The organism is Micromonospora sp. PLK6-60 (assembly GCF_019890675.1).
Lineage (GTDB): Bacteria > Actinomycetota > Actinomycetes > Mycobacteriales > Micromonosporaceae > Micromonospora.
Genome location: NZ_JAIOAA010000003.1, coordinates 486068 through 512104, shown reverse-complemented (window position 1 = coordinate 512104; position 26037 = coordinate 486068). Strand labels below are relative to the sequence as shown.

At 71.7% G+C, this 26037-nt stretch carries 24 protein-coding genes; all 24 read left to right on the top strand.

The window, feature by feature from the left end:
* Positions 1-200: 200 nt before the first annotated feature.
* The 24 genes from paaA (at position 201) to K7640_RS08575 (ending at position 25994) form a co-directional block, all read left to right on the top strand.
* On the top strand, positions 201-1268 hold the full coding sequence (gene paaA / locus K7640_RS08690; protein ID WP_222954181.1) for a 1,2-phenylacetyl-CoA epoxidase subunit PaaA: 1068 nt from the start codon (positions 201-203) through the stop codon (positions 1266-1268).
* A complete protein-coding gene (paaB, locus tag K7640_RS08685; protein WP_222954180.1) occupies positions 1265-1552 on the top strand; it encodes a 1,2-phenylacetyl-CoA epoxidase subunit PaaB in 288 nt (95 codons plus the stop codon). The genes paaA and paaB overlap by 4 nt, the downstream gene beginning before the upstream one ends.
* Entirely contained in the window at positions 1549-2277 is a 729-nt protein-coding gene (gene paaC, locus K7640_RS08680; protein ID WP_222954179.1) for a 1,2-phenylacetyl-CoA epoxidase subunit PaaC, read from the top strand. Before paaB ends, paaC begins: the two co-directional genes overlap by 4 nt.
* Positions 2274-2750 carry a 1,2-phenylacetyl-CoA epoxidase subunit PaaD gene (gene paaD / locus K7640_RS08675; RefSeq protein WP_222954178.1) on the top strand — a complete coding sequence of 159 codons (477 nt, stop codon included), beginning with the start codon at positions 2274-2276 and terminating at the stop codon, positions 2748-2750. Before paaC ends, paaD begins: the two co-directional genes overlap by 4 nt.
* On the top strand, positions 2747-3865 hold the full coding sequence (gene paaE, locus K7640_RS08670; protein WP_222954177.1) for a 1,2-phenylacetyl-CoA epoxidase subunit PaaE: 1119 nt from the start codon (positions 2747-2749) through the stop codon (positions 3863-3865). The genes paaD and paaE overlap by 4 nt, the downstream gene beginning before the upstream one ends.
* Positions 3866-4193: 328 nt before the next feature.
* A complete protein-coding gene (mqnC, locus tag K7640_RS08665; protein ID WP_222954176.1) occupies positions 4194-5384 on the top strand; it encodes a cyclic dehypoxanthinyl futalosine synthase in 1191 nt (396 codons plus the stop codon).
* A gap of 87 nt (positions 5385-5471) precedes the next feature.
* Positions 5472-6737 (top strand): LPXTG cell wall anchor domain-containing protein, encoded by a 1266-nt coding sequence (locus tag K7640_RS08660; RefSeq protein WP_222954175.1) that lies wholly within the window; start codon positions 5472-5474, stop codon positions 6735-6737.
* A 495-nt stretch (positions 6738-7232) separates the two neighbouring features.
* Complete coding sequence (locus K7640_RS08655) at positions 7233-8633, top strand: PT domain-containing protein (RefSeq protein ID WP_222954174.1); 1401 nt, start codon at positions 7233-7235, stop codon at positions 8631-8633.
* A gap of 108 nt (positions 8634-8741) precedes the next feature.
* Positions 8742-9452: a demethylmenaquinone methyltransferase gene (locus tag K7640_RS08650; protein ID WP_222954173.1), complete on the top strand. Its 711-nt coding sequence runs from the start codon at positions 8742-8744 to the stop codon at positions 9450-9452.
* A gap of 68 nt (positions 9453-9520) precedes the next feature.
* Positions 9521-9733, top strand: coding sequence for a hypothetical protein (locus K7640_RS08645; protein ID WP_222954172.1), 213 nt, complete (start codon positions 9521-9523; stop codon positions 9731-9733).
* Between the two features lie 136 nt (positions 9734-9869).
* Positions 9870-11144: a geranylgeranyl reductase family protein gene (locus K7640_RS08640; RefSeq protein WP_222954171.1), complete on the top strand. Its 1275-nt coding sequence runs from the start codon at positions 9870-9872 to the stop codon at positions 11142-11144.
* A gap of 143 nt (positions 11145-11287) precedes the next feature.
* Entirely contained in the window at positions 11288-11653 is a 366-nt protein-coding gene (locus K7640_RS08635) for an NADH-quinone oxidoreductase subunit A (RefSeq protein ID WP_091593239.1), read from the top strand.
* 14 nt (positions 11654-11667) lie between these two features.
* On the top strand, positions 11668-12345 hold the full coding sequence (locus K7640_RS08630) for an NADH-quinone oxidoreductase subunit B family protein (protein WP_222954170.1): 678 nt from the start codon (positions 11668-11670) through the stop codon (positions 12343-12345).
* Positions 12342-13073: an NADH-quinone oxidoreductase subunit C gene (locus K7640_RS08625; protein ID WP_222954169.1), complete on the top strand. Its 732-nt coding sequence runs from the start codon at positions 12342-12344 to the stop codon at positions 13071-13073. The genes K7640_RS08630 and K7640_RS08625 overlap by 4 nt, the downstream gene beginning before the upstream one ends.
* Positions 13070-14395 carry an NADH-quinone oxidoreductase subunit D gene (locus K7640_RS08620; RefSeq protein ID WP_222954168.1) on the top strand — a complete coding sequence of 442 codons (1326 nt, stop codon included), beginning with the start codon at positions 13070-13072 and terminating at the stop codon, positions 14393-14395. The genes K7640_RS08625 and K7640_RS08620 overlap by 4 nt, the downstream gene beginning before the upstream one ends.
* Entirely contained in the window at positions 14392-15543 is a 1152-nt protein-coding gene (nuoE, locus tag K7640_RS08615) for an NADH-quinone oxidoreductase subunit NuoE (protein ID WP_222954167.1), read from the top strand. Before K7640_RS08620 ends, nuoE begins: the two co-directional genes overlap by 4 nt.
* Entirely contained in the window at positions 15540-16856 is a 1317-nt protein-coding gene (gene nuoF / locus K7640_RS08610) for an NADH-quinone oxidoreductase subunit NuoF (RefSeq protein ID WP_222954166.1), read from the top strand. Before nuoE ends, nuoF begins: the two co-directional genes overlap by 4 nt.
* Entirely contained in the window at positions 16856-19339 is a 2484-nt protein-coding gene (locus tag K7640_RS08605) for an NADH-quinone oxidoreductase subunit G (RefSeq protein ID WP_222954165.1), read from the top strand. The genes nuoF and K7640_RS08605 overlap by 1 nt, the downstream gene beginning before the upstream one ends.
* A 2-nt stretch (positions 19340-19341) precedes the next feature.
* On the top strand, positions 19342-20688 hold the full coding sequence (gene nuoH / locus K7640_RS08600) for an NADH-quinone oxidoreductase subunit NuoH (RefSeq protein ID WP_222954360.1): 1347 nt from the start codon (positions 19342-19344) through the stop codon (positions 20686-20688).
* Between the two features lies 1 nt (position 20689).
* Positions 20690-21334, top strand: coding sequence for an NADH-quinone oxidoreductase subunit NuoI (gene nuoI / locus K7640_RS08595; RefSeq protein ID WP_222954164.1), 645 nt, complete (start codon positions 20690-20692; stop codon positions 21332-21334).
* A complete protein-coding gene (locus tag K7640_RS08590; protein ID WP_222954163.1) occupies positions 21331-22104 on the top strand; it encodes an NADH-quinone oxidoreductase subunit J in 774 nt (257 codons plus the stop codon). The genes nuoI and K7640_RS08590 overlap by 4 nt, the downstream gene beginning before the upstream one ends.
* A gap of 58 nt (positions 22105-22162) precedes the next feature.
* Positions 22163-22462: an NADH-quinone oxidoreductase subunit NuoK gene (gene nuoK, locus K7640_RS08585; RefSeq protein ID WP_222954162.1), complete on the top strand. Its 300-nt coding sequence runs from the start codon at positions 22163-22165 to the stop codon at positions 22460-22462.
* 9 nt (positions 22463-22471) lie between these two features.
* Positions 22472-24397: an NADH-quinone oxidoreductase subunit L gene (nuoL, locus tag K7640_RS08580; protein ID WP_222954161.1), complete on the top strand. Its 1926-nt coding sequence runs from the start codon at positions 22472-22474 to the stop codon at positions 24395-24397.
* Positions 24398-24461: 64 nt separating this feature from the next.
* Positions 24462-25994: an NADH-quinone oxidoreductase subunit M gene (locus K7640_RS08575; RefSeq protein WP_222954160.1), complete on the top strand. Its 1533-nt coding sequence runs from the start codon at positions 24462-24464 to the stop codon at positions 25992-25994.
* The last annotated feature ends 43 nt before the right edge of the window (positions 25995-26037 follow it).

Here is a 26037-nt window from a genome sequence, read left to right as displayed (position 1 = left end):
CGCGCCTGGGAGGGCCCGGAGCACGGGAAAAAGAGCGGCTTTGCCGCGCTTGGGAGGATTCATCTTTGAAAAGTGGTCGAGGTCACAGCGGCCGGCCGCTCCGGAGCCCCGCGGGGTTCCCGGCCTCCCAGCGGTTCCGGTCACCGGAATCCTGTTACACGCCTCTGGCGTGCCGATCGTCGAGCTGTAACACTGTCTGCATGTATGGCAACGACTTCTCCGCCCCGGACGACCCGCCCGGCGGCGGCCTGCTCGGTGAGGTCGAGGCCGCCGAGGCGGCGCTGCGCGAGGCGGCGGCCCGGGCCCGGCGCTCCGGGGCCGCCCCCGGCGAGGACCTCGACGCCTACTTCGCCGACGTGATCGAGGCGGACCAGAAGATCGAGCCGCGCGACTGGATGCCGGACGACTACCGCCGCACGCTCATCCGGCAGATCGCCCAGCACGCGCACTCCGAGATCATCGGCATGCAGCCGGAGGGCAACTGGATCAGCCGGGCCCCGTCGCTGAAGCGCAAGGCGATCCTGCTGGCCAAGGTGCAGGACGAGGCCGGTCACGGCCTCTACCTGTACGCCGCCGCGGAGACCCTCGGCATCGACCGCGACGAGCTGGTCGAGCTGCTGCTGTCCGGCCGGCAGAAGTACAGCTCGATCTTCAACTACCCCACCCTCACCTGGGCCGACGTGGGCGCGATCGGCTGGCTGGTGGACGGCGCCGCGATCGTCAACCAGGTGCCGCTCTGCCGCTGCTCGTACGGGCCGTACGCGCGGGCGATGATCCGGGTCTGCAAGGAGGAGTCGTTCCACCAGCGGCAGGGCTACGAGATCCTGCACACCCTGGCGCACGGCACCGAGGGCCAGAAGGCGATGGCGCAGGACGCGGTGGACCGCTGGTGGTACCCGTCGCTGGCGATGTTCGGCCCGCCGGACGCCGACTCGACCCACTCGGCGAAGTCGATGGCCTGGAAGATCAAGCGCTTCTCCAACGACGAGCTGCGCCAGCGCTTCGTGGACATGTGCGTCGGCCAGGCCGAGGTGCTCGGGCTGACCCTGCCCGATCCCGACCTGCGCTGGAACGACGAGCGGCAGGCGTACGACTACACCCAGCCCGACTACGACGAGCTGATGCAGGTGATCAAGGGCAACGGCCCGTGCAACCGGCAGCGGATGGAGCACCGGCGCCGCGCCCACACCGAGGGCGCCTGGGTCCGGGAGGCCGCCGCGGCGTACGCCGCCAAGCGGGCGGAGAAGAAGGAGAAGGTCGCCGCATGAGCAAGGAAACCTCGCCGCTCTGGGAGGTCTTCGTCCGGGCCCGGCGCGGGCTGTCGCACACCCACGTGGGCAGCCTGCACGCCCCCGACGCCGAGCTGGCGCTGCGCAACGCCCGGGACGTCTACACCCGCCGCCAGGAGGGCGTGTCGATCTGGGTGGTGCCGGCGAGCGCGATCACCGCGTCCAGCCCGGACGAGAAGGACGCCTTCTTCGACCCGGCCGCCGACAAGGTCTACCGGCACCCGACGTTCTACGAGGTTCCGGACGGGGTGGCCCACCTGTGACCGGGACGCACTTCGAGTTCGCCCTCGGCCTCGGCGACGACGCGTTGATCGCGGCGCAGCGGCTCGGCGAGTGGACCTCCCGCGCGCCGGAGATGGAGGAGGACATCGCGCTGGCCAACATCGCCCTCGACCAGCTCGGCGCGGCCCGCCTGCTGCTCACGTACGCGGGTGAGCTGGAGGGCGCCGGCCGGGACGAGGACGCGCTGGCGTACCTGCGCGACGACCGGCAGTTCCGCAACTGCCTGCTGGTCGAGCTGCCCAACGGCGACTTCGCGGTCACCATGGCCAAGCTGTTCTTCCTGTCGGCGTACCAGCTGCCGCTCTACGCCGCGTTGGCCGGGTGCGCCGACGAGCGGCTGGCCGCGATCGGGGCGAAGGCCCGCAAGGAGTCGGCGTACCACCTGGACCACGCCGCGCTCTGGGTGAAGCGGCTCGGCGACGGCACCGAGGAGTCGCACCGGCGCATGCAGGCCGCGGTGGACGAGGTCTGGCCGTACGTGCACGAGCTGTTCGCGGCGGACCCGGCGGCGCCGGTCGACCCGGCCACCCTGCGGGCCGACTTCGACGCCACCGTCGCCGACGTGCTGGACGAGGCGACGCTGACCCGGCCGGCCGACGGCTGGGCGCCGGGCGGCGGCCGGGCCGGCGTGCACACCGAGCACCTGTCGTTCCTGCTCGCCGAGATGCAGGTGCTGCACCGGGCCCACCCCGGAGCGCGCTGGTGACCGACGCCAGGGACGCCGTGGCGGCGGTGGTGGACCCGGAGATCCGGGTCATCACCATCGACGAGCTGGGCATCCTGCGGTCGGTCGACGAGGACCCGGCCACCGGCCGGGTGGTCGTGACCATCACCCCCACCTACACCGGCTGCCCGGCGATGGACGTGATCCGCGCCGACATCCGCCGGGCGCTCGCCGCGGCCGGTCACCCGGAGGCGGAGGTACGCACGGTCTACAGCCCGGCCTGGAGCACCGACTGGATCTCCGAGACCGGCCGGGCCAAGCTGACCGCCGCCGGCATCGCCCCACCCGCCCCGGCGCGGGTCGGCACCGTGGTGCCGCTGACCCTCGCGGTGCGCTGCCCGCGCTGCGGCTCGCCCGAGACCGAGCAGGTCAGCCGCTTCGGCTCCACCGCGTGCAAGGCGCTGTGGCGCTGCCGCTCCTGCTTCGAACCCTTCGACCATGTGAAGGCGCTGTGACTGTCACCATCACCCGCCCGGTCCGTCGCCGGCCGGCCTTCCACCCGCTGAGCGTGACGGCCGTCGACCGGTTGACCGACGACGCCGTCGCCATCACCTTCGCCGTGCCCGAGGAGCTGCGGGGGACCTTCGCGTTCTCCGCCGGTCAGCACCTGACCGTGCGGCTCCCCGGCTCCGGCGGGGCGAACGGGGAGGACGTGCGGCGGTCGTACTCGATCTGCTCGACCCCCGGCGACCTGGCCCGGCACGGCCGGCTGCGGATCGGGGTGCGGGAGATTCCCGGCGGTGCCTTCTCCGCGTTCGCCTGCGGCGCGCTGCGGCACGGCGACACCGTGGAGGTGCTGCCGCCGCTGGGGCACTTCACCACCGCGTTCGCGCCGGACCGGGCCCGGCGCTACGGCGCGGTGGTCGCCGGTTCCGGCATCACCCCGGTGCTGTCGCTGGTCGCGACCGCGCTGGCCGTCGAGCCGGCCAGCACCTTCACCCTGGTGTACGGCAACCGCACGGCGAACACGGTGATGTTCGCCGAGGAGCTGGCCGACCTGAAGGACCGGTACCCGACCCGGCTGCACCTGGTGCACGTGCTCTCCCGGGAGCAGGGCGAGTCGCCGCTGCTCAGCGGGCGGATCGACGCCGACCGGCTGACCCGGCTGCTGGAGACGGTGGTGCCCGGGGACGCCGTCGAGGAATGGTTCCTCTGCGGCCCGTACGCGATGGTGCTGGACGTCAAGGCGGTGCTGACCGCGCGCGGGCTGCCGGAGTCGGCGGTGCGCACCGAGCTGTTCCACGTCGACGCGCCGCCGGAGCCGGTGCGCCGTCCCGGCGACGAGCCCGGGTCCGGCGCCGAGGTGACGATCGTGCTGGACGGACGGTCGTCGACCTTCACCATGGGCCCGGACGAGCGGGTGCTGGACGCCGCGCTGAAGGTCCGCGGCGAGCTGCCGTACGCCTGCAAGGGCGGGGTCTGCTCGACCTGCAAGGCCAAGGTGGTGGTGGGCGAGGTCACGATGGCCCGCAACTACGCGCTGGAGCCGGACGAGGTCGCGGCGGGCTACGTGCTGACCTGCCAGTCCAGCCCGACCACCGACAGGCTGACGGTCGACTACGACGCGTGACTCCGGGGCCCGTTGGGCGCGGACGTGACTCCAGGTGATCGCCGGGCTGGCCCCGACCACCCCCATCGCCGCCTTTGCTCTGCTGCCGCGGAGGCAACACGTGGCCTGAGCAGGAATTCCTGGGATGGTCCGGCGGGATCGAGGCGGGGACACGTCCTACCGCGGGTGACTGTTGCGGATGAGGCAGCAGAGCAAAGGTTGGCGGGTGAGGGTGAGCCGCGGCGTCGACGTGACGGAGGGTGTCGGCCGCCTCCGCCCCACGCCGGAGACGTCACATCGGGGTGGCCGCTCGTCGTCCGGACGGGACGGCCGACGTAGGCTCGGGGGCGTGACGGTGAGCCGGGAGATCGACGACATCCTGCAGCGCGGCGCGGACGGCGGGCGGATCACGCCCGAGGAGGCCCTGCTGCTCTACACCGAGGCGCCCTTCCACGCCCTGGGCGAGGCGGCCGACGCGGTGCGCCGACGGCGCTACCCGGACAACGTCGTCACCTACCTGATCGACCGCAACATCAACTACACGAACGTCTGCGTGACGGCGTGCAAGTTCTGCGCCTTCTACCGCGCGCCCAAGCACAAGGAGGGGTGGACCCACCCCACCGAGGAGATCCTGCGGCGCTGCGGCGAGGCGGTCGAGCTGGGCGCCACCCAGGTCATGCTCCAGGGCGGGCACCACCCCGACTACGGCGTGGAGTACTACGAGGAGCTCTTCTCCTCGGTCAAGAAGGCCTACCCGCAGCTGGCCATCCACTCGATCGGCCCGAGCGAGATCCTGCACATGGCCAAGGTCTCCGGGGTGAGCCTGGACGAGGCCATCGCCCGGATCAAGGCCGCCGGGCTGGACTCGATCGCCGGCGCCGGCGCCGAGATGCTGCCCGAGCGCCCGCGCAAGGCGATCGCCCCGCTCAAGGAGTCCGGCGAGCGGTGGCTGGAGGTCATGGAGCTGGCCCACCGGCAGGGGGTCGAGTCGACCGCCACCATGATGATGGGCACCGGCGAGACCGCCGCCGAGCGGATCGAGCACCTGCGGATGATCCGCGACGTGCAGGACCGCACCCAGGGCTTCCGGGCGTTCATCCCGTGGACGTACCAGCCGGAGAACAACCACCTCAAGGGGCGCACCCAGGCCACCACCCTGGAATACCTGCGGCTGGTCGCGGTGGCCCGGCTCTTCTTCGAGACCGTGCCTCACCTGCAGGCGTCCTGGCTGACCACCGGCAAGGACGTCGGCCAGCTCGCCCTGCACATGGGCGTGGACGACCTGGGCTCGATCATGCTGGAGGAGAACGTCATCTCCTCGGCCGGCGCCCGGCACCGCTCCAACCTGCACGAGCTGATCGGCATGATCCGCACCGCCGGCCGGATTTCGGCCCAGCGGGACACGCTCTACCACCGGCTGGCCGTGCACTGGACCCCGGCCGACGACCCGAGCGACGAGCGGGTGGTCTCGCACTTCTCGTCGATCGCCCTGCCCGGCGGCGGAGTCGGCCGGTCGCTGCCCCTGGTCGAGGCCAACTGACCCGCGAGCCACGGGGCATCGCCCGAGGTCGAAACCCGTTATCGTCCCGTCGGTACGTTTCCGTACCCACCTACCGACGGGGACCGAATGAACCGCGCCCACAGACTTCTGCGTACCGCGGCGGCGGCGCTGCTCGCCGCCGGCGGGCTGCTCGTGCCGGCGGCGCCGGCGCAGGCCGCCGGCACCGCGACCGACCTTGAGGTGGTCAGCTTCTCCGGCGGCCGGCTGACCGTCGACACCTACGTCAAGACCGGATTCGCCCGGATCCGCAACAACGGTCCCGGTACGCCGTCGCGTCTGGTGGTCACCCTGGACCGCAGCCAGGTCCCCTTCCAGTACCTGATGGTCCAGCCCGCCTGGCCGGACTGCACGTCCAACCAGTACGGCACGGTGGTGACCTGCCCGGTGCCCCAGGACCAGATCCCGGGTCCGGGCGGCACCCTCGAGTTCCCGTTCGTCGTGGGTCGGATGGACTTCGATTCGGTGACCGCGTACGCCGAGTTCACCCTCAGCGTCGCCGCACCGGAGGACACCACGCCCGGCAACAACTCGGCGACCTTCGGGGTCGAGGTCAGCGAGGAGAGCGGGGTGGACCTCGGCGTCCTCGCGCCGGACGTCACCCGGCAACTCACCTGGCCCAGCACGCCGGAGCAGGACGCCGAGGCCCCGCCGCTCAAGCCGGGCACCGAGACCCTGGTGTACGCGGACATCGTCAACCAGGGCAACCGGGTGGCCGGCGGGCTCGGCGTCGCGGTCCGCCTCCCCGAGGGGGTCACCTTCACCGACAACCTCAAGGAGTGCACCTACACGCCCGACCGGCGTACCGCCGAGTGCCGCTCGGCCCTGCCGCAGCTCGCCCCGCGCGAGGGGGTGGTCGGTGTCTTCCCGGTCAAGGTCTCGGCGGAGGTGCCGGTGCCGGCCCGGCTCACCGGCGGTCAGGTGGCCGTCTGGGCGCTGGATGAGCTGCCGGCCGATCGGGGCGGCCTCAGCCGGTCGACGCTTCCCGGCTACCTGCGCGCGCTCGACGCCGAGGAGGTGCGGGACTTCGACCCCACCGACAACACCGACGACTTCGCGGTGCTGCTCGCCAAGCCGAAGCCGGCCACCCCCAGCCCCAGCCCGAAGCCGAGCGACACCGGGGCGCCGACGCCCGCGCCCACCCCGAGCCACGGCGACGGTCAGGGCGGTGGCACCGGCGGTGCCGACGGCGGCCTGCCGGTGACCGGCGCGCCGGCCGTGCTGATCGGGGTCGTCGGGGCCGGGGTGCTGCTCGCCGGTGGGGTGCTGCTGCTGCTCGCCCGCCGACGCCGGGTGGTGCTGGTCAGCCCGGGCGACGAGGATTCGACGACCTGACACCGAGGGGGCCGACCGGTCGGTCCCGGCGGCCGAACGGGGGAGCGCCCACGCCGACCAGGGCGGGCAATTCCGCCAATCGCGACATCACCGACCCGCCGCTGGTCACAGCCCGGGAAAGATCGAGCGTGGAGGCTGGTGTGCGGGTCCGGCGGCCGCTAACGTCGCGGCTCGTAGCGCTCCTCACCTCGGCCTCGGCGGGGTGTTGACCAGGGGAGGAGCGGCGGAGGCTCGTCCTCCATCGGCCCAGGAGGGCCGTTCACATAACGCACGGCAGTCGGGAGCGGGACGATCTCGTCCCGCTCCCGCTGTGTCCGCGGACACAGCGACATGCCGCGAGTCGGCCCCTGCCCGGCCGCGGACACCGCGACATGCCGCAGGTCGGCCCCTCCGCGATCGTGGGCGAAACCCCGGCGGGGGTCCTGGCATGGCGGGGCGGCCTTCGATAGCGTCCGTCGGGTTCCGCAACTTCCCGTCCCTTACCCCGGGGGATCGATGATCTTCAGCAAGTGCTCGTCCCTGGCCCGGGCCGGTGCCGCAACCCTGCTGGCCGTGGGTGGCCTGGCCGCCGCGGCCCCGGCCGCGACGGCCGCGCCGCCGGCCCCGCCCGCCCGGCCGGGGTCCGCCGCCCCGGAGTCCACGCAGGTCGCCGACCTGGCCCTGGTGCCGCTCAGCACCCGGCTGGCCCAGGGGGTCCAGGAGGCTCGGGCCAAGCCGTTCAAGTTCACCGTGGACAACACCCGGGGCGGGGCCACCGCCCGGGGCGTGACGTACACCGTCGACGTCAGCAACCTCAACCGGGACCGGGTCGGCTACCTGGTCGACCCGGACTGCGCGGCGGACCGCGGCCGGGACAGCTTCACCTGCCCGATCGGCGACGTGGCCGCCGGCACCAGCGAGGACTTCGGCATCCCGCTGTTCAGCACCGGCGGCCGGGGCGGCGCCGGCAGCCTCACCGTGACTGTCGCCTCGGCCACCGATCCCGAGTTGGGCGACAACACCGTCGACCTCGACGTCACGGTGACGGAGCCGGGTCACGACCTGATCGCCTGGGCCCAGGACGTCCACGCGGACACCGAGGTCGACGGCGACGACGCCGGGGAGCGCAACCTGAAGGGGGTCCGGCCCGGCGAGACGGCGCCGCTGGACTGGCTGGTGCACAACGCCGGCAGCCGCCCGACGACCGGTGTCTTCTACGGCATCACGCTGCCCGCCGGGGCCACCTTCGCCCAGTTGCCGCCGGGCTGCGTGCGGCAGGAGATCGAGGGGCTGGCCCAGGCGCTCTGCGAGGACGCCGGAGTCGTGCTCGGGCCGGGTCAGGTGTACACGGACACGGTCCGGGTGACGGTCGACGCCCGGGTGGAGGATCCGGTGCTGCGGATCGGCAACCTCTTCGCGGTGGGCCTGGACCGGGCGGCGGCGGCCGGCCGGGCCCGGCAGGCGCCGCGGGGCGTCACCGAGGCCCAGCGCCGGGCGCTGGCCGAGGTCGACGAGGGCGACGACAGCGCGGTCTTCGACGTCTTCGTCGACCTGTCCGCCCCGCCCTCGCCCGATCCGACCGGTCAGCCCACCCCGTCGCCGACGGTGGCCCCGACCGGCGAGCCGACCGGGGAGCCGACGGTGGCCCCGACCGGGGAGCCGGACGGGTCGCCGACGGCGGCCCCGCCCGCCCCGCCCACCGCGTCGCCGGGCGTCGGCGGACCGGCCGCGCCGGGCGACGGCGGTGGGGACGGCGGTGGCCGGACCGGCGGCGGGTTGGCCCTCACCGGTGCGAAGGTCGGTCTGATCGGCGGCGTCGGGGCGGGCGTGCTGCTCGTGGGCGCCGCGCTGCTGGTGCTCACGCGTCGCCGCCGGACCGTGCCGGTCGCGCCCGGCGACGAGCGGCCCGCCGACTGAGCGTGCCCGGTCACGAGGGGGCGCGGTGCTGTCACCGCGCCCCCTCGCCGGTCCGGGGGGCGGCGACCCGACCGGCGTACGGGCGCGGTCGGCTGGCAGAGTGGAGGGGTGAGCCGTACCCCGCAGGGCCAGCGCGCTGGCCTGGACAAGCAGCCGCACGAGGTCGCCGCGATGTTCGACGGCGTGGCGGCTCGCTACGACCTGACCAACACCGTGCTCTCCTTCGGCCAGGACCGCTTCTGGCGGCGGGCCACCCGGGCGGCCCTCGGGCTGCGTCCGGGGGAGCGGGTGCTGGACGTGGGGGCCGGCACCGGGGTCTCGACCGAGGAGCTGGCGCACTCCGGGGCGTACGCGGTCGGTGCGGACCTCTCCCTCGGCATGCTGCACGCCGGCAAGCGGTCCCGTCCGGCGGTCCCGCTGCTGGCCGGGGACGCGCTGCGGTTGCCGTTCGCCGACGCCAGCTTCGACGCGGTGACCATCTCCTTCGCGCTGCGCAACGTGACCGACACCGACGCGGCGCTGCGCGAGCTGGCCCGGGTGACCCGGCCGGGCGGGCGGCTGGTGGTGTGCGAGTTCAGCACCCCGGTCAACCCCGCGTTCCGCACGGTCTACCTGTCGTACCTGATGCGGTCGCTGCCCGCGGTGGCCCGGACGGTGTCCAGCAACCCGGACGCGTACGTCTATCTCGCCGAGTCGATCCGGGCCTGGCCGGACCAGGTGGGGCTGGCCGCGCGGATCCAGCGGGCCGGGTGGGGCCGGGTGGCCTGGCGGAACCTGACCGGCGGGGTGGTGGCGCTGCACCGGGCCGTCCGCGACTGACGGTCGGGTTCCGGCGCAAGTACGGCATATGGAGGAATAGTCCACTTTGCCCACGTAAGCTCGGGCGCATGACCCGAGCAGAGGCCGAAGCGACGGACCAGGACGCCGCGGAACTCATCGCCCAGCTCCGCGCGCTGGCCGGCGCGGACCCGGCCGACGTCCGGCAGGTCGTCGCCGAGGTGCTGGCGGCGCTGGACCGGGCGGCCGGCGGCGCGCTGCGTGAGCACCTGCCGGAGGCGATCCGCGCCGACGCGGGGCTGGACGTGGCGCGGCGCGGCTGACGCCCCCAGTGGATGCTCACCGGCTGTCACCTCGGTGAGTTAGGCACCCCTAACCCGGCTTCCGTATGACGCCGGTCATAGACTCCAACCCGATCGGCTTGTGAACCATTTCACGAGCATGCGGGAGGAGGCGCAGATGACCGCGGTGGAGAACGACGCCGACGTGATCGTCGTGGGCGCCGGTCCCGGAGGATCGGCTACCGCGTACCACCTGGCGCGGCACGGCGTACGCGTGCTGCTGCTGGAGAAGACCGAGTTCCCCCGGGAGAAGGTCTGCGGCGACGGGCTGACCCCGCGCGCCGTGCGCCAGCTCGTCCGGATGGGCGTGGACACCTCGCCCGAGGCCGGCTGGCTGCACAACAAGGGCCTGCGGGTGATCGGCGGCGGGGTACGCCTGGAACTGGACTGGCCGGATCTGGCCAGCTTCCCGAACTACGGCCTGGTCCGCACCCGGCTGGACTTCGACGACCTGCTCGCCCAGCGCGCCGTCGCGGCCGGGGCGAAGCTGCGGACCGGCGTGAACGTGCTGGGCCCGGTGCTCGGCGCCGACGACCGGGTGATCGGCGTGCAGGCCGAGGTGGGTCCGGACAAGGAGCCGGCCACCTTCCACGCCCCGCTGGTGGTCGCCGCGGACGGCGTCTCCGGCCGCTTCCCGCTCGCCCTCGGGCTGGCCAAGCGGGAGGACCGGCCCATCGGGGTGGCGGTCCGCCGCTACTACCGGTCGCCGGCCAAGCACGACGACGACTACCTGGAGTCGTGGCTGGAGCTGCGGGCCAAGGACAGCGACGCGCTGCTGCCCGGCTACGGCTGGATCTTCGGGCTCGGCGACGGCCGGGTGAACGTCGGCCTCGGCGTGCTCAACTCCTCCGCCGCCTTCGGCAAGACGAACTACCGGCGGCTGCTCACCGACTGGCTGGCCAACACCCCGGAGGACTGGGGGATGACCGACGAGGCCAACGCGGAGGGCCCGATCCTCGGTGCCGCGCTGCCGATGGGCTTCAACCGGGTCCCGCACTACACCCGGGGGGTGCTGCTGGTCGGCGACTCGGGCGGCATGGTCAACCCGTTCAACGGCGAGGGCATCGCGTACGCGATGGAGTCCGGCGAGCTGGCCGCGGAGGTCGCGGTGCAGGCGCTCGCCCGGCCGGCCGGCGCCGACCGGGAGCGGGCGCTGCTGGCGTACCCGCAGGAGCTGAAGGCGCGCTTCGGTGGCTACTACCGGCTCGGCGGGATCTTCGTGAAGCTGATCGGCCGCCCGGAGGTCATGCGGATGGCCACCAAGCACGGCATGCCGCACCCGATGCTGATGCGCTTCGTGCTCAAGCTGCTGGCCAACCTGACCGACCCGCGCGGCGGGGACGCGATGGACCGGGTCATCAACGCGATGACGAAGGCGGCCCCGGCCGTGTGATGCCCACCGACCAGCGGTTCCGGGGGCGACGGCGCCCCCGGCCCGACAGAGATCGACCCCCCGCCGGCCGAGGTCACGAGGGACGTGAATAGTGTGATTTTCGCCAACCGTCGAGGTCAGGGAAGGACGAGCAGGAGACAACGATGACGCTCTCGCCTTACGCACCGATCATCGGGCTGTTCGCCCTCGCCGCGGCGTTCGCGCTGTTCTCCGTGGCCGCCGCCCGCTTCGCCGGTCCCCGCCGGTACAACAAGGCCAAGCTCGAGGCGTACGAGTGTGGCATCGAGCCGAGCCCGCAGCCGGTCGGCGGCGGCCGGTTCCCGATCAAGTTCTACCTGACGGCGATGCTCTTCATCGTCTTCGACATCGAGATCATCTTCCTCTACCCCTGGGCGGTCTCCTTCGACGCCCTGCCGATCTTCGGCTTCGTGGAGATGGTCCTGTTCATCGTCGCGGTCTTCGTCGCGTACGCCTATGTGTGGCGGCGCGGCGGCCTGGACTGGGACTGAGGGAGGTACGTCAGATGGGCATCGAGGAGAAGCTCCCCGCCGGCGTCCTGCTCACCTCCGTGGAGAAGCTGGTCAACTGGTCGCGGAAGTCGTCCGTCTGGGGCGCCACCTTCGGCCTGGCCTGCTGCGCCATCGAGATGATGGCCGCCGGTGGTCCGCACTACGACATGGGCCGCTGGGGCATGGAGGTGTTCCGCGCCTCGCCGCGGCAGGCGGACCTGATGATCGTGGCCGGCCGGGTCAGCCAGAAGATGGCCCCGGTGCTGCGCCAGATCTACGACCAGATGGCGGAGCCCCGCTGGGTGCTCTCGATGGGCGTCTGCGCCAGCAGCGGCGGCATGTTCAACAACTACGCCATCGTGCAGGGCGTCGACCACGTGGTGCCGGTGGACATGTACCTTCCGGGCTGCCCGCCCCGGCCGGAGATGCTGATCGACGCGATCCTCAAGCTGCGCGAGAAGATCATGTACGAGCCGCTGGGCGCGAACGGCCGCAAGATGCTGGCGGCCCGCCAGGAGCGCGGCGACGTGCCGGTGGTCCCGTACGGCTCGATGCCGTCGTCGTACCGCAGTGACAAGGCCCGGCGGGCCGAGTGGACGAAGGCGGTCCGCGAGGGGCGCGAGGAGCAGCTGCGGATCGAGAACTGGATGAAGGCGCAGAACCACCTCCACCCGCACGGGGGCATCAAGTGACTGAGGGCAACCAGAACACCGGTGGGGTGCCGGTACCGGTCAACCCCGCCGGCGCGAGCACCGGCGCACCGGCCGAGTACCCGCCGGCCAGCCCGGCCGGTCGCGGCATGTTCGGCATCCACGGCACCGGCGACGTCTCCGGCTTCGGCGGCCTGGTCCGCCAGCGCAAGCCGATCGAGGAGACCTCCCGGCCGTACGGCGGCTACTTCGACGAGGTCCGCGACGCGCTGGAGGAGGCGTACCCGGAGTTCGGCGACGCGATCGAGAAGGTCGTCGTCGACCGGGGCGAGCTGACCATCCACGTCCGGCCGGAGCGGATCGCCGAGGTCTGCCAGGTGATGCGGGACGACATGGCGCTCCGCTTCGAGCTCTGCTCCTCGGTTTCCGGGGTCGACTACCTCGGTGCCGACGAGCGGCGGCTGCACGTGGTCTACCAGCTCACCTCGATGACCTACCGCCGCCAGGTCCGGCTGGAGGCCGCCGTCTCCGTCGAGAACCCGCACCTGCCGAGCGTCACCGCCGTCTACCCGACCGCCGACTGGCAGGAGCGGGAGGCGTACGACATGTTCGGCGTCGTCTTCGACGGCCATCCCGCCCTGACCCGGATCCTGATGCCGGACGACTGGGAGGGGCACCCGCAGCGCAAGGACTACCCGCTGGGCGGCGTCCCGGTGGAGTACAAGGGCGCCGAGATCCCGCCGCCGGACCGGAGGAGGTCCTACCAGTGACCACGTCCAACTACGCCACCGAGCGTGAGACCACCGAGGGCAAGGTCTTCACCGTCACGGGTGGGGACTGGGACGAGGTCGTCTCCGGTACCGACCCGATCAACGACGAGCGGATCGTCGTCAACATGGGTCCGCAGCACCCGTCCACGCACGGCGTGCTCCGGCTGGTCCTGGAGCTGGAGGGCGAGACGGTCCGCGAGGTCCGCTCGGTCGTCGGCTACCTGCACACCGGCATCGAGAAGAACCTCGAATACCGCAACTGGGTCCAGGGCTCGACCTTCGTGACCCGGATGGACTACCTGGCCCCGATCTTCAACGAGACGGCGTACGCGCTGGCCGTGGAGAAGTTGCTCGGCATCACCGACGACATCACCGAGCGGGCCACCACCATCCGGGTGCTGATGATGGAGCTGAACCGGATCTCCTCGCACCTGGTCTGGCTGGCCACCACCGGCATGGAGCTCGGCGCGATCTCGATCATGCTCTACGGCTTCCGCGAGCGGGAGTACATCCTCGACATCTTCGAGAGCATCACCGGCCTGCGGATGAACCACGCGTACGTCCGTCCGGGCGGCGTGGCGCAGGACGTGCCGGACGACGCGATCGTCAAGATCCGCAAGTTCCTGGCGATGATGCCGAAGCGGCTCAAGGAGTACGAGGACCTGCTCTCCGGGCAGCCGATCTGGGTCGAGCGGACGCGCAACGTCGCGGTGCTGGACGTCACCGCCTGCCTGGCGCTGGGCGTCACCGGCCCGGTGCTGCGCTCCGCCGGGCTGGCCTGGGACCTGCGCAAGACCATGCCGTACTGCGGCTACGAGACGTACGAGTTCGACGTGCCGACCCACCCCGACGGCGACGTCTGGGGTCGCTACCAGGTCCGGCTCGCCGAGATCCGGGAGTCGCTGAAGCTGGTCGAGCAGGCGCTGGACCGGTTGAAGCCGGGGCCGGTGATGGTCTCCGACAAGAAGATCGCCTGGCCGGCGCAGCTGGCCATCGGCGTGGACGGCATGGGCAACTCGCTGGAGCACGTCGCCAAGATCATGGGCCAGTCGATGGAGTCGCTGATCCACCACTTCAAGCTCGTCACCGAGGGCTTCCGGGTCCCGCCGGGCCAGGTGTACGTCGGCATCGAGGCGCCCCGCGGTGAGCTGGGCGTGCACGCGGTCTCCGACGGCGGCACCCGGCCGTACCGGGTGCACTACCGGGAGCCGAGCTTCGTCAACCTCCAGGCCCTCCCGGCGATGGCCGAGGGCGGCCTGATCGCCGACGTGATCGCCGGCGGCGCCTCGCTGGACCCCGTGATGGGTGGTTGTGACCGATGACTGTGTTCACTGACGAAACCCGGACCCGGGCGCGGGAGATCATCGCCCGGTACCCGGCCGACCGGTCCCGCTCGGCGCTGCTGCCGCTGCTGCACCTGGTCCAGGCCGAGGAGGGGTATGTCTCCCCGGCCGGCGTCGAGTTCTGCGCCGAGGTGCTCGGCCTGAACAAGGCACAGGTCGGCGCGGTGGCCACCTTCTACACCATGTACAAGCGCAAGCCGACCGGTGACTACCTGGTCAGCGTCTGCACCAACACCATGTGCGACGTGCTCGGCGGCCAGGCGGTCTACGACGCCCTCGCCGAGCACCTGGGGGTCGGGCACGAGGAGACCACCGCGGACGGGAAGATCACCCTGGAGCACGCCGAGTGCCTGGCGGCGTGCGACTACGGCCCGGTGATGACCGTCAACTACGACTTCTTCGACAACGTCGAGCCGCAGGGCGCGCTCGGCGTGGTGGAGGAGCTGCGCGCGGGTGGCCGGCCGATGCCGACCCGGGGCGCGCGGCTCTGCACGCTGAAGGAGATGGCGATCCAGCTGGCCGGCTTCGCCGACGAGCGGGACGGCGCGGTCGCCGACGGCGGGCCGGGCGAGCCCAGCCTGCGCGGCCTGCGCCTGGCCGAGCAGCACGGCATCTCGGTGCCGGGCTACGACCCGAACACCCCGATCCGCAGCAAGGCCGAGGCCGACCGGGCCGCCGCCGAGGCGAAGGCGAAGGCCGAGGCCGCGAAGCCGGCACCCGAGCCCGCCAAGCCCGAGCCCGCCAAGCCCGAGCCCGCGGCCGGCAACGCGGGCGTCGGCGAGCCGGCCCGGCCCGAGGCGGCCACCGGCAGCACGGCGCCCGACGTCAAGGCGCCGGACGACAAGTCGCCGCAGGTGCGTACCGCGGAGACCCGGCACCCGGACGCGAGCACCGCGGTGCCGGACGCGCCCGGCACCAAGGTGCCGACCGACTCGGTGCCGCCCGCCCCGCGCGACGCGCAGAAGGCGGAGGCGGCCGGCGTGGCGGCGAACCCGACGGCCGGTGACGGCAAGGCGGCCGGCGACGAGGCCGGGGCGCAGGAGCGCAACCTCAAGGAAGCGGAGGCCGGGACCGGCGCGAACGGCGCGGGCTCGGCGGTCGCGAGCGAAACGGGGGTCCAGAAGTGACCACTCCTCGGCCGGAGACCCTGGCCAAGCTGACCCCGGTGCTGACCAAGCGCTGGCTGTCGCCGGACGCCTGGCAGCTCCGCACCTACGAGAAGCTGGACGGCTACGCCGCCCTGCGCAAGGCGCTCAAGGCGCACCCGGACGACCTGATCCAGCTGATCAAGGACTCCGGGCTGCGCGGCCGCGGCGGCGCCGGCTTCCCCACCGGTCTCAAGTGGGGCTTCATCCCGCAGGGCGACGGCAAGCCGCACTACCTGGTGGTGAACGCCGACGAGGGCGAGCCGGGCACCTGCAAGGACCTGCCGCTGATGACCCACGACCCGCACTCGCTGGTCGAGGGGGTCATCATCGCCTCGTACGCGATCCGGGCCAACCGCGCCTACATCTACATCCGTGGCGAGGCCGTGCACGCCGCCCGCCGGCTGCGCAGCGCGGTCGCCGAGGCGTACGCCAAGGGCTACCTCGGCCGGAACATCCTCGGCTCGAACTTCGACCTGGAGCTGGTGGTGCACTCCGGCGCCGGGGCGTACATCTGCGGTGAGGAGACCGCGCTGCTGGACTCGCTGGAGGGCTTCCGGGGCCAGCCCCGGCTGCGCCCGCCGTTCCCGGCGACCCACGGCCTGTACGCCAGCCCCACGGTGGTCAACAACGTCGGCACCATCGCCAGCGTGCCGCCGATCGTGCTGGGCGGCGCGGACTGGTGGAAGACCATGGGGACGGAGAAGTCCTCCGGCCCGATGATCTACTCGCTCTCCGGCCGGATCGCCCACCCGGGCCAGTACGAGGCCTCGATGGGCATCACCCTGCGCGAGCTGATCGAGCTGGCCGGCGGGATGAAGCCCGGGCACGAGCTGAAGTTCTGGACCCCGGGCGGCTCGTCGACGCCGCTGCTCACCGCCGAGCACCTGGACGTGCCGCTGGACTTCGAGGGGGTGGCGGCGGCCGGCTCGATCCTGGGCACCACGGCCACCCAGATCTTCTCCGACCAGGACTGCCCGGTCTACGCGACCTATCGGTGGCTGGAGTTCTACCACCACGAGTCGTGCGGCAAGTGCACCCCGTGCCGGGAGGGCAACTACTGGATGGTCCGGGTCTACCGGCGGATCCTCGCCGGCCAGGGCACCCACGAGGACCTGGACACCCTGCTCGACACCTGCGACAACATCCTCGGCCGCTCGTTCTGCGGTCTGGGTGACGGTGCGACCAGCTCGGTGACCTCCTCGCTGCAGTACTTCAAGCAGGACTACCTCGACTACATCGAGGGACGTACCGCTCCGAAGCTCTCCGACAAGCAGCTGGTTGGAGCCCACTGATGACGGACGTAGCCAAGCAGACCGAGACGGTCACGCTGACCATCGACGGCGTCGAGGTCACCGCGCCCAAGGGCGCGCTGCTGATCCGGGTCGCCGAGCAGCTCGGCACCGAGATCCCACGGTTCTGCGACCACCCGCTGCTGGCCCCGGCCGGCGCCTGCCGGCAGTGCCTGGTGGAGGTGGAGGGCCAGCGCAAGCCGGTCGCCTCCTGCACCCAGCCGGTCGCCGACGGCATGGTGGTCCGCACCCAGCTCACCTCCCCGGTCGCCAAGAAGGCGCAGGAGGGGGTCATGGAGCTGCTGCTGATGAACCACCCGCTCGACTGCCCGATGTGTGACAAGGGCGGCGAGTGCCCGCTGCAGAACCAGGCGATGTCCACCGGCCGGACGGACTCGCGGTTCCACGAGCACAAGCGGGAATATCCCAAGCCGCTGCCGATCAGCACCCAGGTGCTGCTGGACCGCGAGCGCTGCGTGCTCTGCCAGCGCTGCACCCGGTTCTCCGAGGAGATCGCCGGCGACAAGTTCATCGACCTGATGGGCCGGTCGTCCGCCGAGGAGATCAACATCTACCGGGACGACGCGTACGGGGAGGAGGGCGACGAGGGGGACGTCCCGTTCAACTCGTACTTCTCCGGCAACACCGTGCAGATCTGCCCGGTCGGCGCGCTGACCGGCACCCAGTACCGGTTCCGGGCCCGCCCGTTCGACCTGGTCTCCAGCCCCAGCGTCTGCGAGCACTGCTCGGCCGGGTGCGCCCAGCGCACCGACTGGCGGCGCGGCAAGGTGCTGCGCCGGCTGGCCGGCGACGACCCGGCGGTGAACGAGGAGTGGAACTGCGACAAGGGGCGGTGGGCCTTCCAGTACACCCGCGCCTTCGACCGGATCACCACCCCGCTGGTCCGCGACGAGCGCACCGGTGAGCTGCGCGAGGCGTCCTGGAGCGAGGCGCTGACCCGCGCCGCCGAGGGGCTGCGGGCGGCCCGGGACGGCGGTCGGGGCAGCGCGGTGCTCACCGGCGGCCGGCTGACCGTCGAGGACGCCTACGCGTACGCCAAGTTCGCCCGGGTGGCGCTGCACACCAACGACATCGACTTCCGGGCCCGGCCGGTCTCCCGCGAGGAGGCCGACTTCCTGGCCAGCAACGTCGCCGGGGTCACCGACGTCACCTACGCCGACGTCGAGAACGCCCCGGCCGTGGTGCTGGTCGGCCTGGAGCCGGAGGAGGAGTGCCCGATCCTCTTCCTGCGGCTGCGCAAGGCGTACCTGAAGAAGACCCTGAAGGTGTACGCCATCGCGCCGTTCGCCAGCCGTGGCCTGGAGAAGCTCGGCGCCAAGCTCGCCCGGGTCATCCCGGGCGAGGAGGCGCAGGTCCTGGCCGAGCACGAGACGGTGACCGAGGCGCTCAGCGCCCCCGGCGCGATCCTCGTCGTCGGCGAGCGGCTGGCCGGCGTGCCCGGCGGCCTCTCCGCGGCGGCCGGCATCGCCCGGCGTACCGGGGCCAAGCTGGCCTGGGTGCCGCGGCGCGCGGGCGACCGCGGCGCGGTCGACGCGGGCTGCCTGCCCAACCTCCTGCCCGGCGGCCGGCTGGTCACCGAGCCCGCGGCGCGGGCCGAGCTGGGCGAGGCGTGGGACATCCCGGCCGGGGTGATCCCGAGCCAGGCCGGCCGGGACACCGACGGCATCCTCACCGCCGCCGCCAACGGCCAGCTCGACGCGCTGGTGGTGGCCGGCGTCGACCCGGCCGACCTGGCCGACCCGCGGCTGGCCGAGGCGGCCCTGGACGCGGTGCCGTTCCTGGTCAGCCTGGAACTGCGGATGACCGCGGTGGCCCGCCGGGCGGACGTGGTCCTGCCGGTCGCGCCGGTGGCCGAGAAGGCCGGCAGCTTCCTGGACTGGGAGGGCCGGCTGCGGCCGTTCGACGCGGTGCTGAAGACCGCCGCGATGACCGACGGGCGGGTGCTGGACGCGATCGCCGCGCAGCTCGACGTGCGGCTCGGCACCGGTGACGTGATGAGCGTCCGCCGGGAGCTGGGCGGGCTGCCGCCGACCCGGATGGACCGGCCGAGCGCGCCGGACGTCGAGCCGGCCGCCGTCGCGCAGCCCGGCCCCGGCGAGGCCGTGCTCGCCACCTGGCACCAGCTGCTCGACCTGGGCAGCCTCACCGACGGCGACGAGTACCTGCTCGGCACCGCCCGCCCGCCGGTGGTCCGGCTGGGCAAGGGCACCGCGGAGGCGCTCGGTGTCGCCGACGGTGACCCGGTGACGGTGGGCACCGAGCGGGGGGCGCTGACCCTGCCCGCGGCGATCACCGAGATGCCGGACGGGGTGGTCTGGCTGCCCACGAACTCACCCGGTTCGACCCTCCGGCGCAGCCTCGGCGCGGCGTCCGGCGCGGTCGTACGGATCTCGACCGCCGCCGTCGCGGCGGACGCGACCGGCGAGCCGGGTCCGCTCCTCAACACCGGGAGTGTTGTCCAGTGAACATGTACCTCGCGGCGCAGGACCCGACGCTTGCCGACTTCGGCAAGGATCCGTGGTGGCTGGTCCTCATCAAGATCGTGTTCGCCTTCGTCTTCGGCCTGCTGGCCACGCTGCTCGGCGTCTGGTTCGAGCGGCGGGTGGTCGGCTTCATGCAGGTCCGGCCCGGCCCGAACCAGGTCGGCCCGTTCGGCCTGCTGCAGACCCTCGCCGACGGGCTGAAGATGGCCTTCAAGGAGGACATCCTCCCGAAGGCCGCGGACAAGGTCGTCTACTTCTTCGCGCCGGTCATCTCGGTGGTCTGCGCGGTCACCGCGCTCTCCGTCATCCCGTTCGGCCCGATGGTGAGCATCTTCGGCCACCGGACGCCGTTGCAGGTGACCGACGTGTCGGTGGCGGTGCTGGTGCTGCTGGCCTGCTCCTCGCTGGCCGTCTACGGCATCGTGCTCGGCGGCTGGGCCTCCGGCTCGACCTACCCGCTGCTGGGCGGCCTGCGCTCCAGCGCCCAGATGATCTCGTACGAGGTCGCGATGGGGTTGAGCATCGTGGCGGTCTTCATGACCGCCGGCACGATGTCCACCAGCGGGATCGTCGCCAAGCAGGGGGACGCCACCCGGCTGACCGTGCTCGGCACCGAGATCCCGGCCCCGGGCTGGTACGCGATCCTGCTGCTGCCGAGCTTCATCATCTTCTTCATCGCCATCGTCGGTGAGACGAACCGGGCCCCGTTCGACCTGCCCGAGGCGGAGTCCGAGCTGGTCGCCGGCTTCATGACGGAATACAGCTCGCTGAAGTTCGCGCTCTTCATGCTCTCCGAGTACGTCGCCATGGTGACCATGTCCGCGGTCACCGTGACGCTCTTCCTCGGCGGCTGGCGCGCGCCCTGGCCGATCACCATCTGGGAGGGCGCCAACTCCGGTTGGTGGCCGATGCTGTGGTTCTTCGGCAAGGTGATCGCGCTGGTCTTCGTCTTCGTGTGGCTTCGCGGCACGCTGCCCCGGCTGCGCTACGACCAGTTCATGCGGCTGGGCTGGAAGGTCCTGCTGCCGATCAACCTGGTCTGGATCCTGGTGCTCGCCGGGCTGCGCTCGATCGAGGACTGGGAGTCCCGGGACCGGCTGCTCGTCACCGCCATCGGCGCCGGCGTGCTGCTGCTGGCCACGCTGCTGTGGCCGAGCCGGAAGAAGGCGCCGAAGCCGACGGTGCAGGAGCAGGTCAACAACCGGCCGCACGGCAGCTACCCGCTGCCCCCGATGGACCTGCAGGTTCCACCGAGCCCGCGCACCAAGCGCGTGGTCGCCGAGCGGGAGCCGGCCAACGTCGCCGCCGGCCCGGACTCCAGGGAGGTGTGACGTGGGCGCGATCACCGGAACGTTCAAGGGCTTCGGGGTCACCTTCTCGCACATGTTCAAGAAGGTCGTCACCACCGACTACCCGTTCAAGCCGCCGACGCCGGCCCCCCGGTACCACGGGCGGCACATCCTCAACCGGCACCCGGACGGGCTGGAGAAGTGCATCGGCTGCGAGCTGTGCGCCTGGGCCTGCCCGGCGGACGCGATCTACGTGGAGGGTGGCGACAACACCGACGAGCAGCGCTTCTCGCCGGGTGAGCGGTACGCCAGCGTCTACCAGATCAACTACGCCCGGTGCATCTTCTGCGGGCTCTGCATCGAGGCCTGCCCGACCCGTTCGCTCACCATGAGCAACGAGTACGAGCTGGCCCGGGACAACCGGCAGGACCTGATCTTCACCAAGGAGCAGCTGCTCGCGCCGCTGCTGCCCGGGATGGAGCAGCCGCCGCACCCGATGTTCCTCGGTGACAGCGAGAAGGACTACTACGTCGGGTCGCTGACCAACCCGGGGACCTCGGCCGGCGCCGAGCGCTCCACGATGACCCCGGGCAGCGGGTACCGGGTCGAGGAGCACCCCGGGGTGACCTTCCCCGGCGCCGAGCAGGCCGCCCAGCGGGCCGCCGCGGGCAAGGGAGAGGAAGCATGACCACGCAGACGGTGCTCGCCGCCGCGGCGACATCGGTGTCCACCGGCGAGGCGGTGACCTTCTGGATCCTCGCCCCGCTCGCCCTGCTCGGCGCGATCGGGATGATCGTCGCCCGCAACGCCGTGCACTCGGCGCTCTGGCTGGTGCTCACCATGCTCTGCCTGGGCGTGTTCTACGTGCTCCAGGCCGGGCCGTTCATCGGCATGGTGCAGATCATCGTCTACACCGGCGCGATCATGATGCTGTTCCTGTTCGTGCTGATGCTGGTCGGCCGGGACGCGTCGGACTCGCTGATCGAGACGCTGCGCGGGCAGCGGATCGCCGCGATCGTGCTCGGGCTCGGCTTCGCCGGCCTGGTCGGCGGCGGCCTCTACCGCGCGCTGGAGGGCGTACAGGCGGTCGGCCTGGACGAGGCGAACGCCGAGGGGAACGTGCAGGGCATCGCCCGGCTGCTGTTCACCAAGTACGTCCTCGCCTTCGAACTGACCTCCGCCCTGCTGATCACGGCGGCGGTCGGCGCGATGGTGCTGGCGCACGTCGAGCGGCGCAAGGAGGACCGGATGGACCAGGTCGCCACCATGAAGGCCCGGTTCCGCCCCGGCAACTACCCCGGCCCGAAGCCCGGCCCGGGCGTCTTCGCCACCTCGTCCTCGGTGGCCACCCCGGCCCGCCTGCCCGACGGCCGGCTGACCGAGCGCAGCACCCCGGACATCCTGCCGGTGCGCGAGCTGACCGCCGAGGAGACCACACTGAAGGGGACCGAGCGGTGAGCGCGAGGAGTGCAGCGGAGCGGAGCCCCGCAGTCGCGAACGAAAGGCGGGCTCAGCGGTGACTCCCGACTACTACCTGGTGCTCGCCGCGGTGCTGTTCACCATCGGCGCGGCCGGGGTGCTGATCCGGCGCAACGCGATCGTGCTGTTCATGTGCGTCGAGCTGATGCTCAACGCCGCCAACCTCACGCTTGTCACCTTCAGCCGGATCAACGGCGACCTGAACGGCCAGATCATGGCGTTCTTCGTGATGGTGGTGGCGGCGGCGGAGGTCGTGGTCGGCCTCGCGATCATCATGTCGATCTTCCGGACTCGGCGCTCGGCGAGCGTCGACGACGCCAACCTGCTGAAGTACTAAGGGGCCCCAGTGGAACAGACTGTGGAATACGCGCAGGCCACGGGGCTGCTCGGCAGCGTCTGGCTGCTGGTCGCGATCCCGCTGGTCAGCGCGGCGATCCTGCTGCTGCTCGGCCGGCGCGCCGACCGGTGGGGGCACTGGCTCGGGGTGGGCGCGGTCGGCGCCGCCTTCGTGCTCGGCCTCACCTACTTCTTCCAGCTGCGCGGCCTGGAAAACAAGTCCGTCGAGCGCAGCCTCTGGCAGTTCATCGTGGTCGGCGACCTCAAGGTGGACTTCGGGTTGCTCTTCGACCCGCTGGCCGCGGTCTTCGTCCTGCTGATCACCGGGGTGGGTTTCCTGATCCACCTGTACGCGGTGGAGTACATGGCGCACGACGAGGGCCGGCGCCGGTTCTTCGGGTACTTCAACCTGTTCGTCGCGGCCATGCTGCTGCTGGTGCTCGGCAACAACTACGTGATGCTCTACTTCGGCTGGGAGGGCGTCGGTCTGGCGTCGTACCTGCTGATCTCCTTCTGGTACGAGCGGCCGAGCGCCGCCACCGCCGGCAAGAAGGCGTTCCTGATGAACCGGGTCGGCGACGCCGGCCTGGCGATCGGCATCTTCATCATGTTCGCCACCCTGGGCACCACCCAGTACGACGAGGTGTTCAACGGGATCAGCGGGCTGGCCGGCGGCACGGTGCTGGTGCTGGGCCTGCTCCTGCTGCTCGGGGCCACCGGTAAGTCCGGCCAGTTCCCGCTCCAGGCGTGGCTGCCGGACGCCATGGAGGGCCCGACCCCGGTGTCGGCGCTCATCCACGCGGCCACCATGGTCACCGCGGGCGTCTACCTGATCGCCCGGTCCAACCCGATCTTCTCGGCCAACGCGACGCTCCAGCTCGTGGTGGTCAGCGTCGGTGCGCTCACCCTGCTGATCGGCTGCGTCATCGGCGCGGCCAAGGACGACATCAAGCGGGTGCTGGCCTGGTCGACGGTGAGCCAGATCGGTTACATGTTCCTCGGCGTCGGCCTGGGCGGCGCGGCGTACGCGCTGGCCATCGTGCACCTGCTGGCGCACGGCTTCTTCAAGGCCAACATGTTCCTGGGCGCCGGCTCGGTGATGCACGGGATGAACGACCAGGTGGACATCCGCCGCTTCGGCAACCTGTCGAAGTACATGAAGGTCACCTGGCTGACCTTCATGATGGGCTGGCTGGCCATCATCGGCATGTTCCCCTTCTCCGGCTTCTTCTCCAAGGAGCCGATCATCGTGGCCGCGTTCGAGCGGGAGGGCTGGACGGCCTGGCTGTTCGGCCTGGCGGCGCTGCTCGGCGCCGGGCTCACCGCGTTCTACATGACCCGGCTGTTCGTGCTCACCTTCCACGGCCCGGCCCGCTGGACCGAGGACATCGAGCACCCGCACGAGTCGCCGAAGCTGATGACCATCCCGCTGATCCTGCTGGCGATCGGTTCGGTCGGCGCGGGTGCGCTCATGGCGGGCCCGGTGCCCAAGTGGCTGGAGGCCACGGCAGGGCTGGGCGGCCAGGAGGCGGCGCACGAGGCGGTGCTCTCGCACGCCGTGATCACCGTGCTCTCGCTGCTGGTCACCGTGCTCGGCGCGGGGCTGGCCTGGATGCTGTTCCGCAACGGCACCGCCACCGCGCCGCAGCCGGCCGGGGTGCTGGTCACCGCGGCCCGGCGCAACCTCTACACCGACGCCGTCAACGAGGCGGTCTTCGAGAAGCCGGGCATCTTCCTCACCCGGGCGCTCGTCTACCTCGACAACCGGGGCGTGGACGGGCTGGTCAACGGCCTCGCCGCGGGGGTCGGCGGTGGTTCGGGCCGGCTCCGGCGGCTGCAGACCGGCTTCGTCCGGTCGTACGCGACCTCCATCCTGGCCGGCGCGCTGCTGGTGGTGGCGGCGTTCCTGGCGGTGCAGGCGGGGTGGCTGGCGTGATCGACCTCTTTACGGCCGCCCCCGCCGGCGGACCGCGCAGTCACGACGGAGGTAAGGCCGCATAATGTCCAACTTCCCGTTCCTCTCGGTGCTGACCGTGCTGCCGCTGGTCGGTGCCCTGGTCGTGGCCCTGCTGCCGCGGCGCAACCCGGACCTGGCCAAGCTGGTGGCGTTCGGCTGGTCGCTGCTGGTGCTGGTGCTGTCGGTGGTCATGTGGATCGCCTTCTCCGCCGGCGGCGACCGGTTCCAGTTCCGCGAGTCGTACCCGTGGATTCCGACCTGGGGCGTCCGGTTCACCTTCGCGGCGGACGGCATCGCGCTGGTCATGCTGATGCTGATCGCGATCCTGGTGCCGCTGGTGATCCTGGCGTCCTGGCACGACGCCGAGTCGTCCAAGCGCTCGGTGCCGGTCTACTTCGCCCTGCTGCTCGTCCTCGAGTGCACGATGATCGGCGTCTTCGCCGCCGCCGACGTCTTCCTGTTCTATGTGTTCTTCGAGGTCATGCTCGTCCCGATGTACTTCCTCATCGGCAGCTACGGCGGCCACCAGCGGCAGTACGCGGCGGTGAAGTTCTTCCTCTACTCGCTGGTCGGCGGCCTGTTCATGCTGGCCGCGGTGATCGGCCTCTGGGTGGTCGGCGGCCGCACCTTCGACTGGGCCGAGCTGGTCAACGCGGACATCTCCACCGGCACCGCCCGCTGGCTGTTCCTCGGCTTCTTCATCGCGTTCGCCATCAAGGCGCCGTTCTTCCCGTTCCACACCTGGCTGCCGGACGCCGGTGGCGCGGCCCCGGCCGGCGCGGCGGCGCTGCTGGTCGGCGTGCTGGACAAGGTCGGCACCTTCGGCATCCTGCGCTACTGCCTGCCGCTGTTCCCGGAGGCGGCCCGCTGGTTCGCACCGTGGGCGCTGGCGCTCGGCGTGATCGGCATCATCTACGCCGCGTTGCTGGCGGTCGGCCAGAACGACCTGAAGCGGCTGGTGTCGTACACCTCGATCGCGCACTTCGGCTTCATCGGGGTGGGCATCTTCGCCTTCACCACCCAGGCCGGCACCGGCGCGGTGCTCTACATGCTCAACCACGGGCTGGCCACCGGTCTGCTCTTCCTGGTGGTGGGCATGCTGATCGCCCGGCGCGGCTCGGCGATGATCAGCGACTTCGGCGGCGCGGGCAAGCTGGTGCCGCTGCTGGCCGGCGTGCTCTTCTTCGCCGGTCTGGCGTCGCTGGCGCTGCCCGGCACCGCGCCGTTCATCTCCGAGTTCCTGGTGCTGATCGGCACCTTCACGGTCAACAAGCCGGTCGCGGTGATCGCCACGCTGGGCATCATCCTGGCCGCCGCGTACGTGCTGTGGATGGTGCAGCGCACCACCCAGGGCACGCTGAACCCGGCGCTGACCGAGGTCGAGGGGATGCGCCGCGACCTGAACCTGCGCGAGAAGCTGGTGGTCGCGCCGCTGATCGCACTGATCGTGCTGCTCGGCTTCTATCCGAAGCCGGTCACCGACGTGATCAACCCCGCCGTCCAGGCGACCATGCAGGACGTCGGCAAGACCGACCCGGCTCCCGAGGTCGGCAGCGTCCAGGAGGCCCAGCGGTGAGCGCGAGGAGTGAACGAGCGGAGCGAGTGAGCCCCGCAGTCGC

What these genes read in the sequence shown, in the direction of transcription:
- paaA (WP_222954181.1), top strand. Translation starts at nt 201, where the DNA reads ATGTATGGCAACGACTTCTCCGCCCCGGACGACCCGCCCGGCGGCGGC.
- paaB (WP_222954180.1), top strand. Translation starts at nt 1,265, where the DNA reads ATGAGCAAGGAAACCTCGCCGCTCTGGGAGGTCTTCGTCCGGGCCCGG.
- nuoE (WP_222954167.1), top strand. Translation starts at nt 14,392, where the DNA reads ATGACTGTGTTCACTGACGAAACCCGGACCCGGGCGCGGGAGATCATC.
- K7640_RS08590 (WP_222954163.1), top strand. Translation starts at nt 21,331, where the DNA reads ATGACCACGCAGACGGTGCTCGCCGCCGCGGCGACATCGGTGTCCACC.
- K7640_RS08655 (WP_222954174.1), top strand. Translation starts at nt 7,233, where the DNA reads ATGATCTTCAGCAAGTGCTCGTCCCTGGCCCGGGCCGGTGCCGCAACC.
- nuoH (WP_222954360.1), top strand. Translation starts at nt 19,342, where the DNA reads ATGTACCTCGCGGCGCAGGACCCGACGCTTGCCGACTTCGGCAAGGAT.
- K7640_RS08635 (WP_091593239.1), top strand. Translation starts at nt 11,288, where the DNA reads ATGACGCTCTCGCCTTACGCACCGATCATCGGGCTGTTCGCCCTCGCC.
- K7640_RS08640 (WP_222954171.1), top strand. Translation starts at nt 9,870, where the DNA reads ATGACCGCGGTGGAGAACGACGCCGACGTGATCGTCGTGGGCGCCGGT.
- K7640_RS08645 (WP_222954172.1), top strand. Translation starts at nt 9,521, where the DNA reads ATGACCCGAGCAGAGGCCGAAGCGACGGACCAGGACGCCGCGGAACTC.
- K7640_RS08660 (WP_222954175.1), top strand. Translation starts at nt 5,472, where the DNA reads ATGAACCGCGCCCACAGACTTCTGCGTACCGCGGCGGCGGCGCTGCTC.
- K7640_RS08630 (WP_222954170.1), top strand. Translation starts at nt 11,668, where the DNA reads ATGGGCATCGAGGAGAAGCTCCCCGCCGGCGTCCTGCTCACCTCCGTG.
- K7640_RS08605 (WP_222954165.1), top strand. Translation starts at nt 16,856, where the DNA reads ATGACGGACGTAGCCAAGCAGACCGAGACGGTCACGCTGACCATCGAC.
- K7640_RS08575 (WP_222954160.1), top strand. Translation starts at nt 24,462, where the DNA reads ATGTCCAACTTCCCGTTCCTCTCGGTGCTGACCGTGCTGCCGCTGGTC.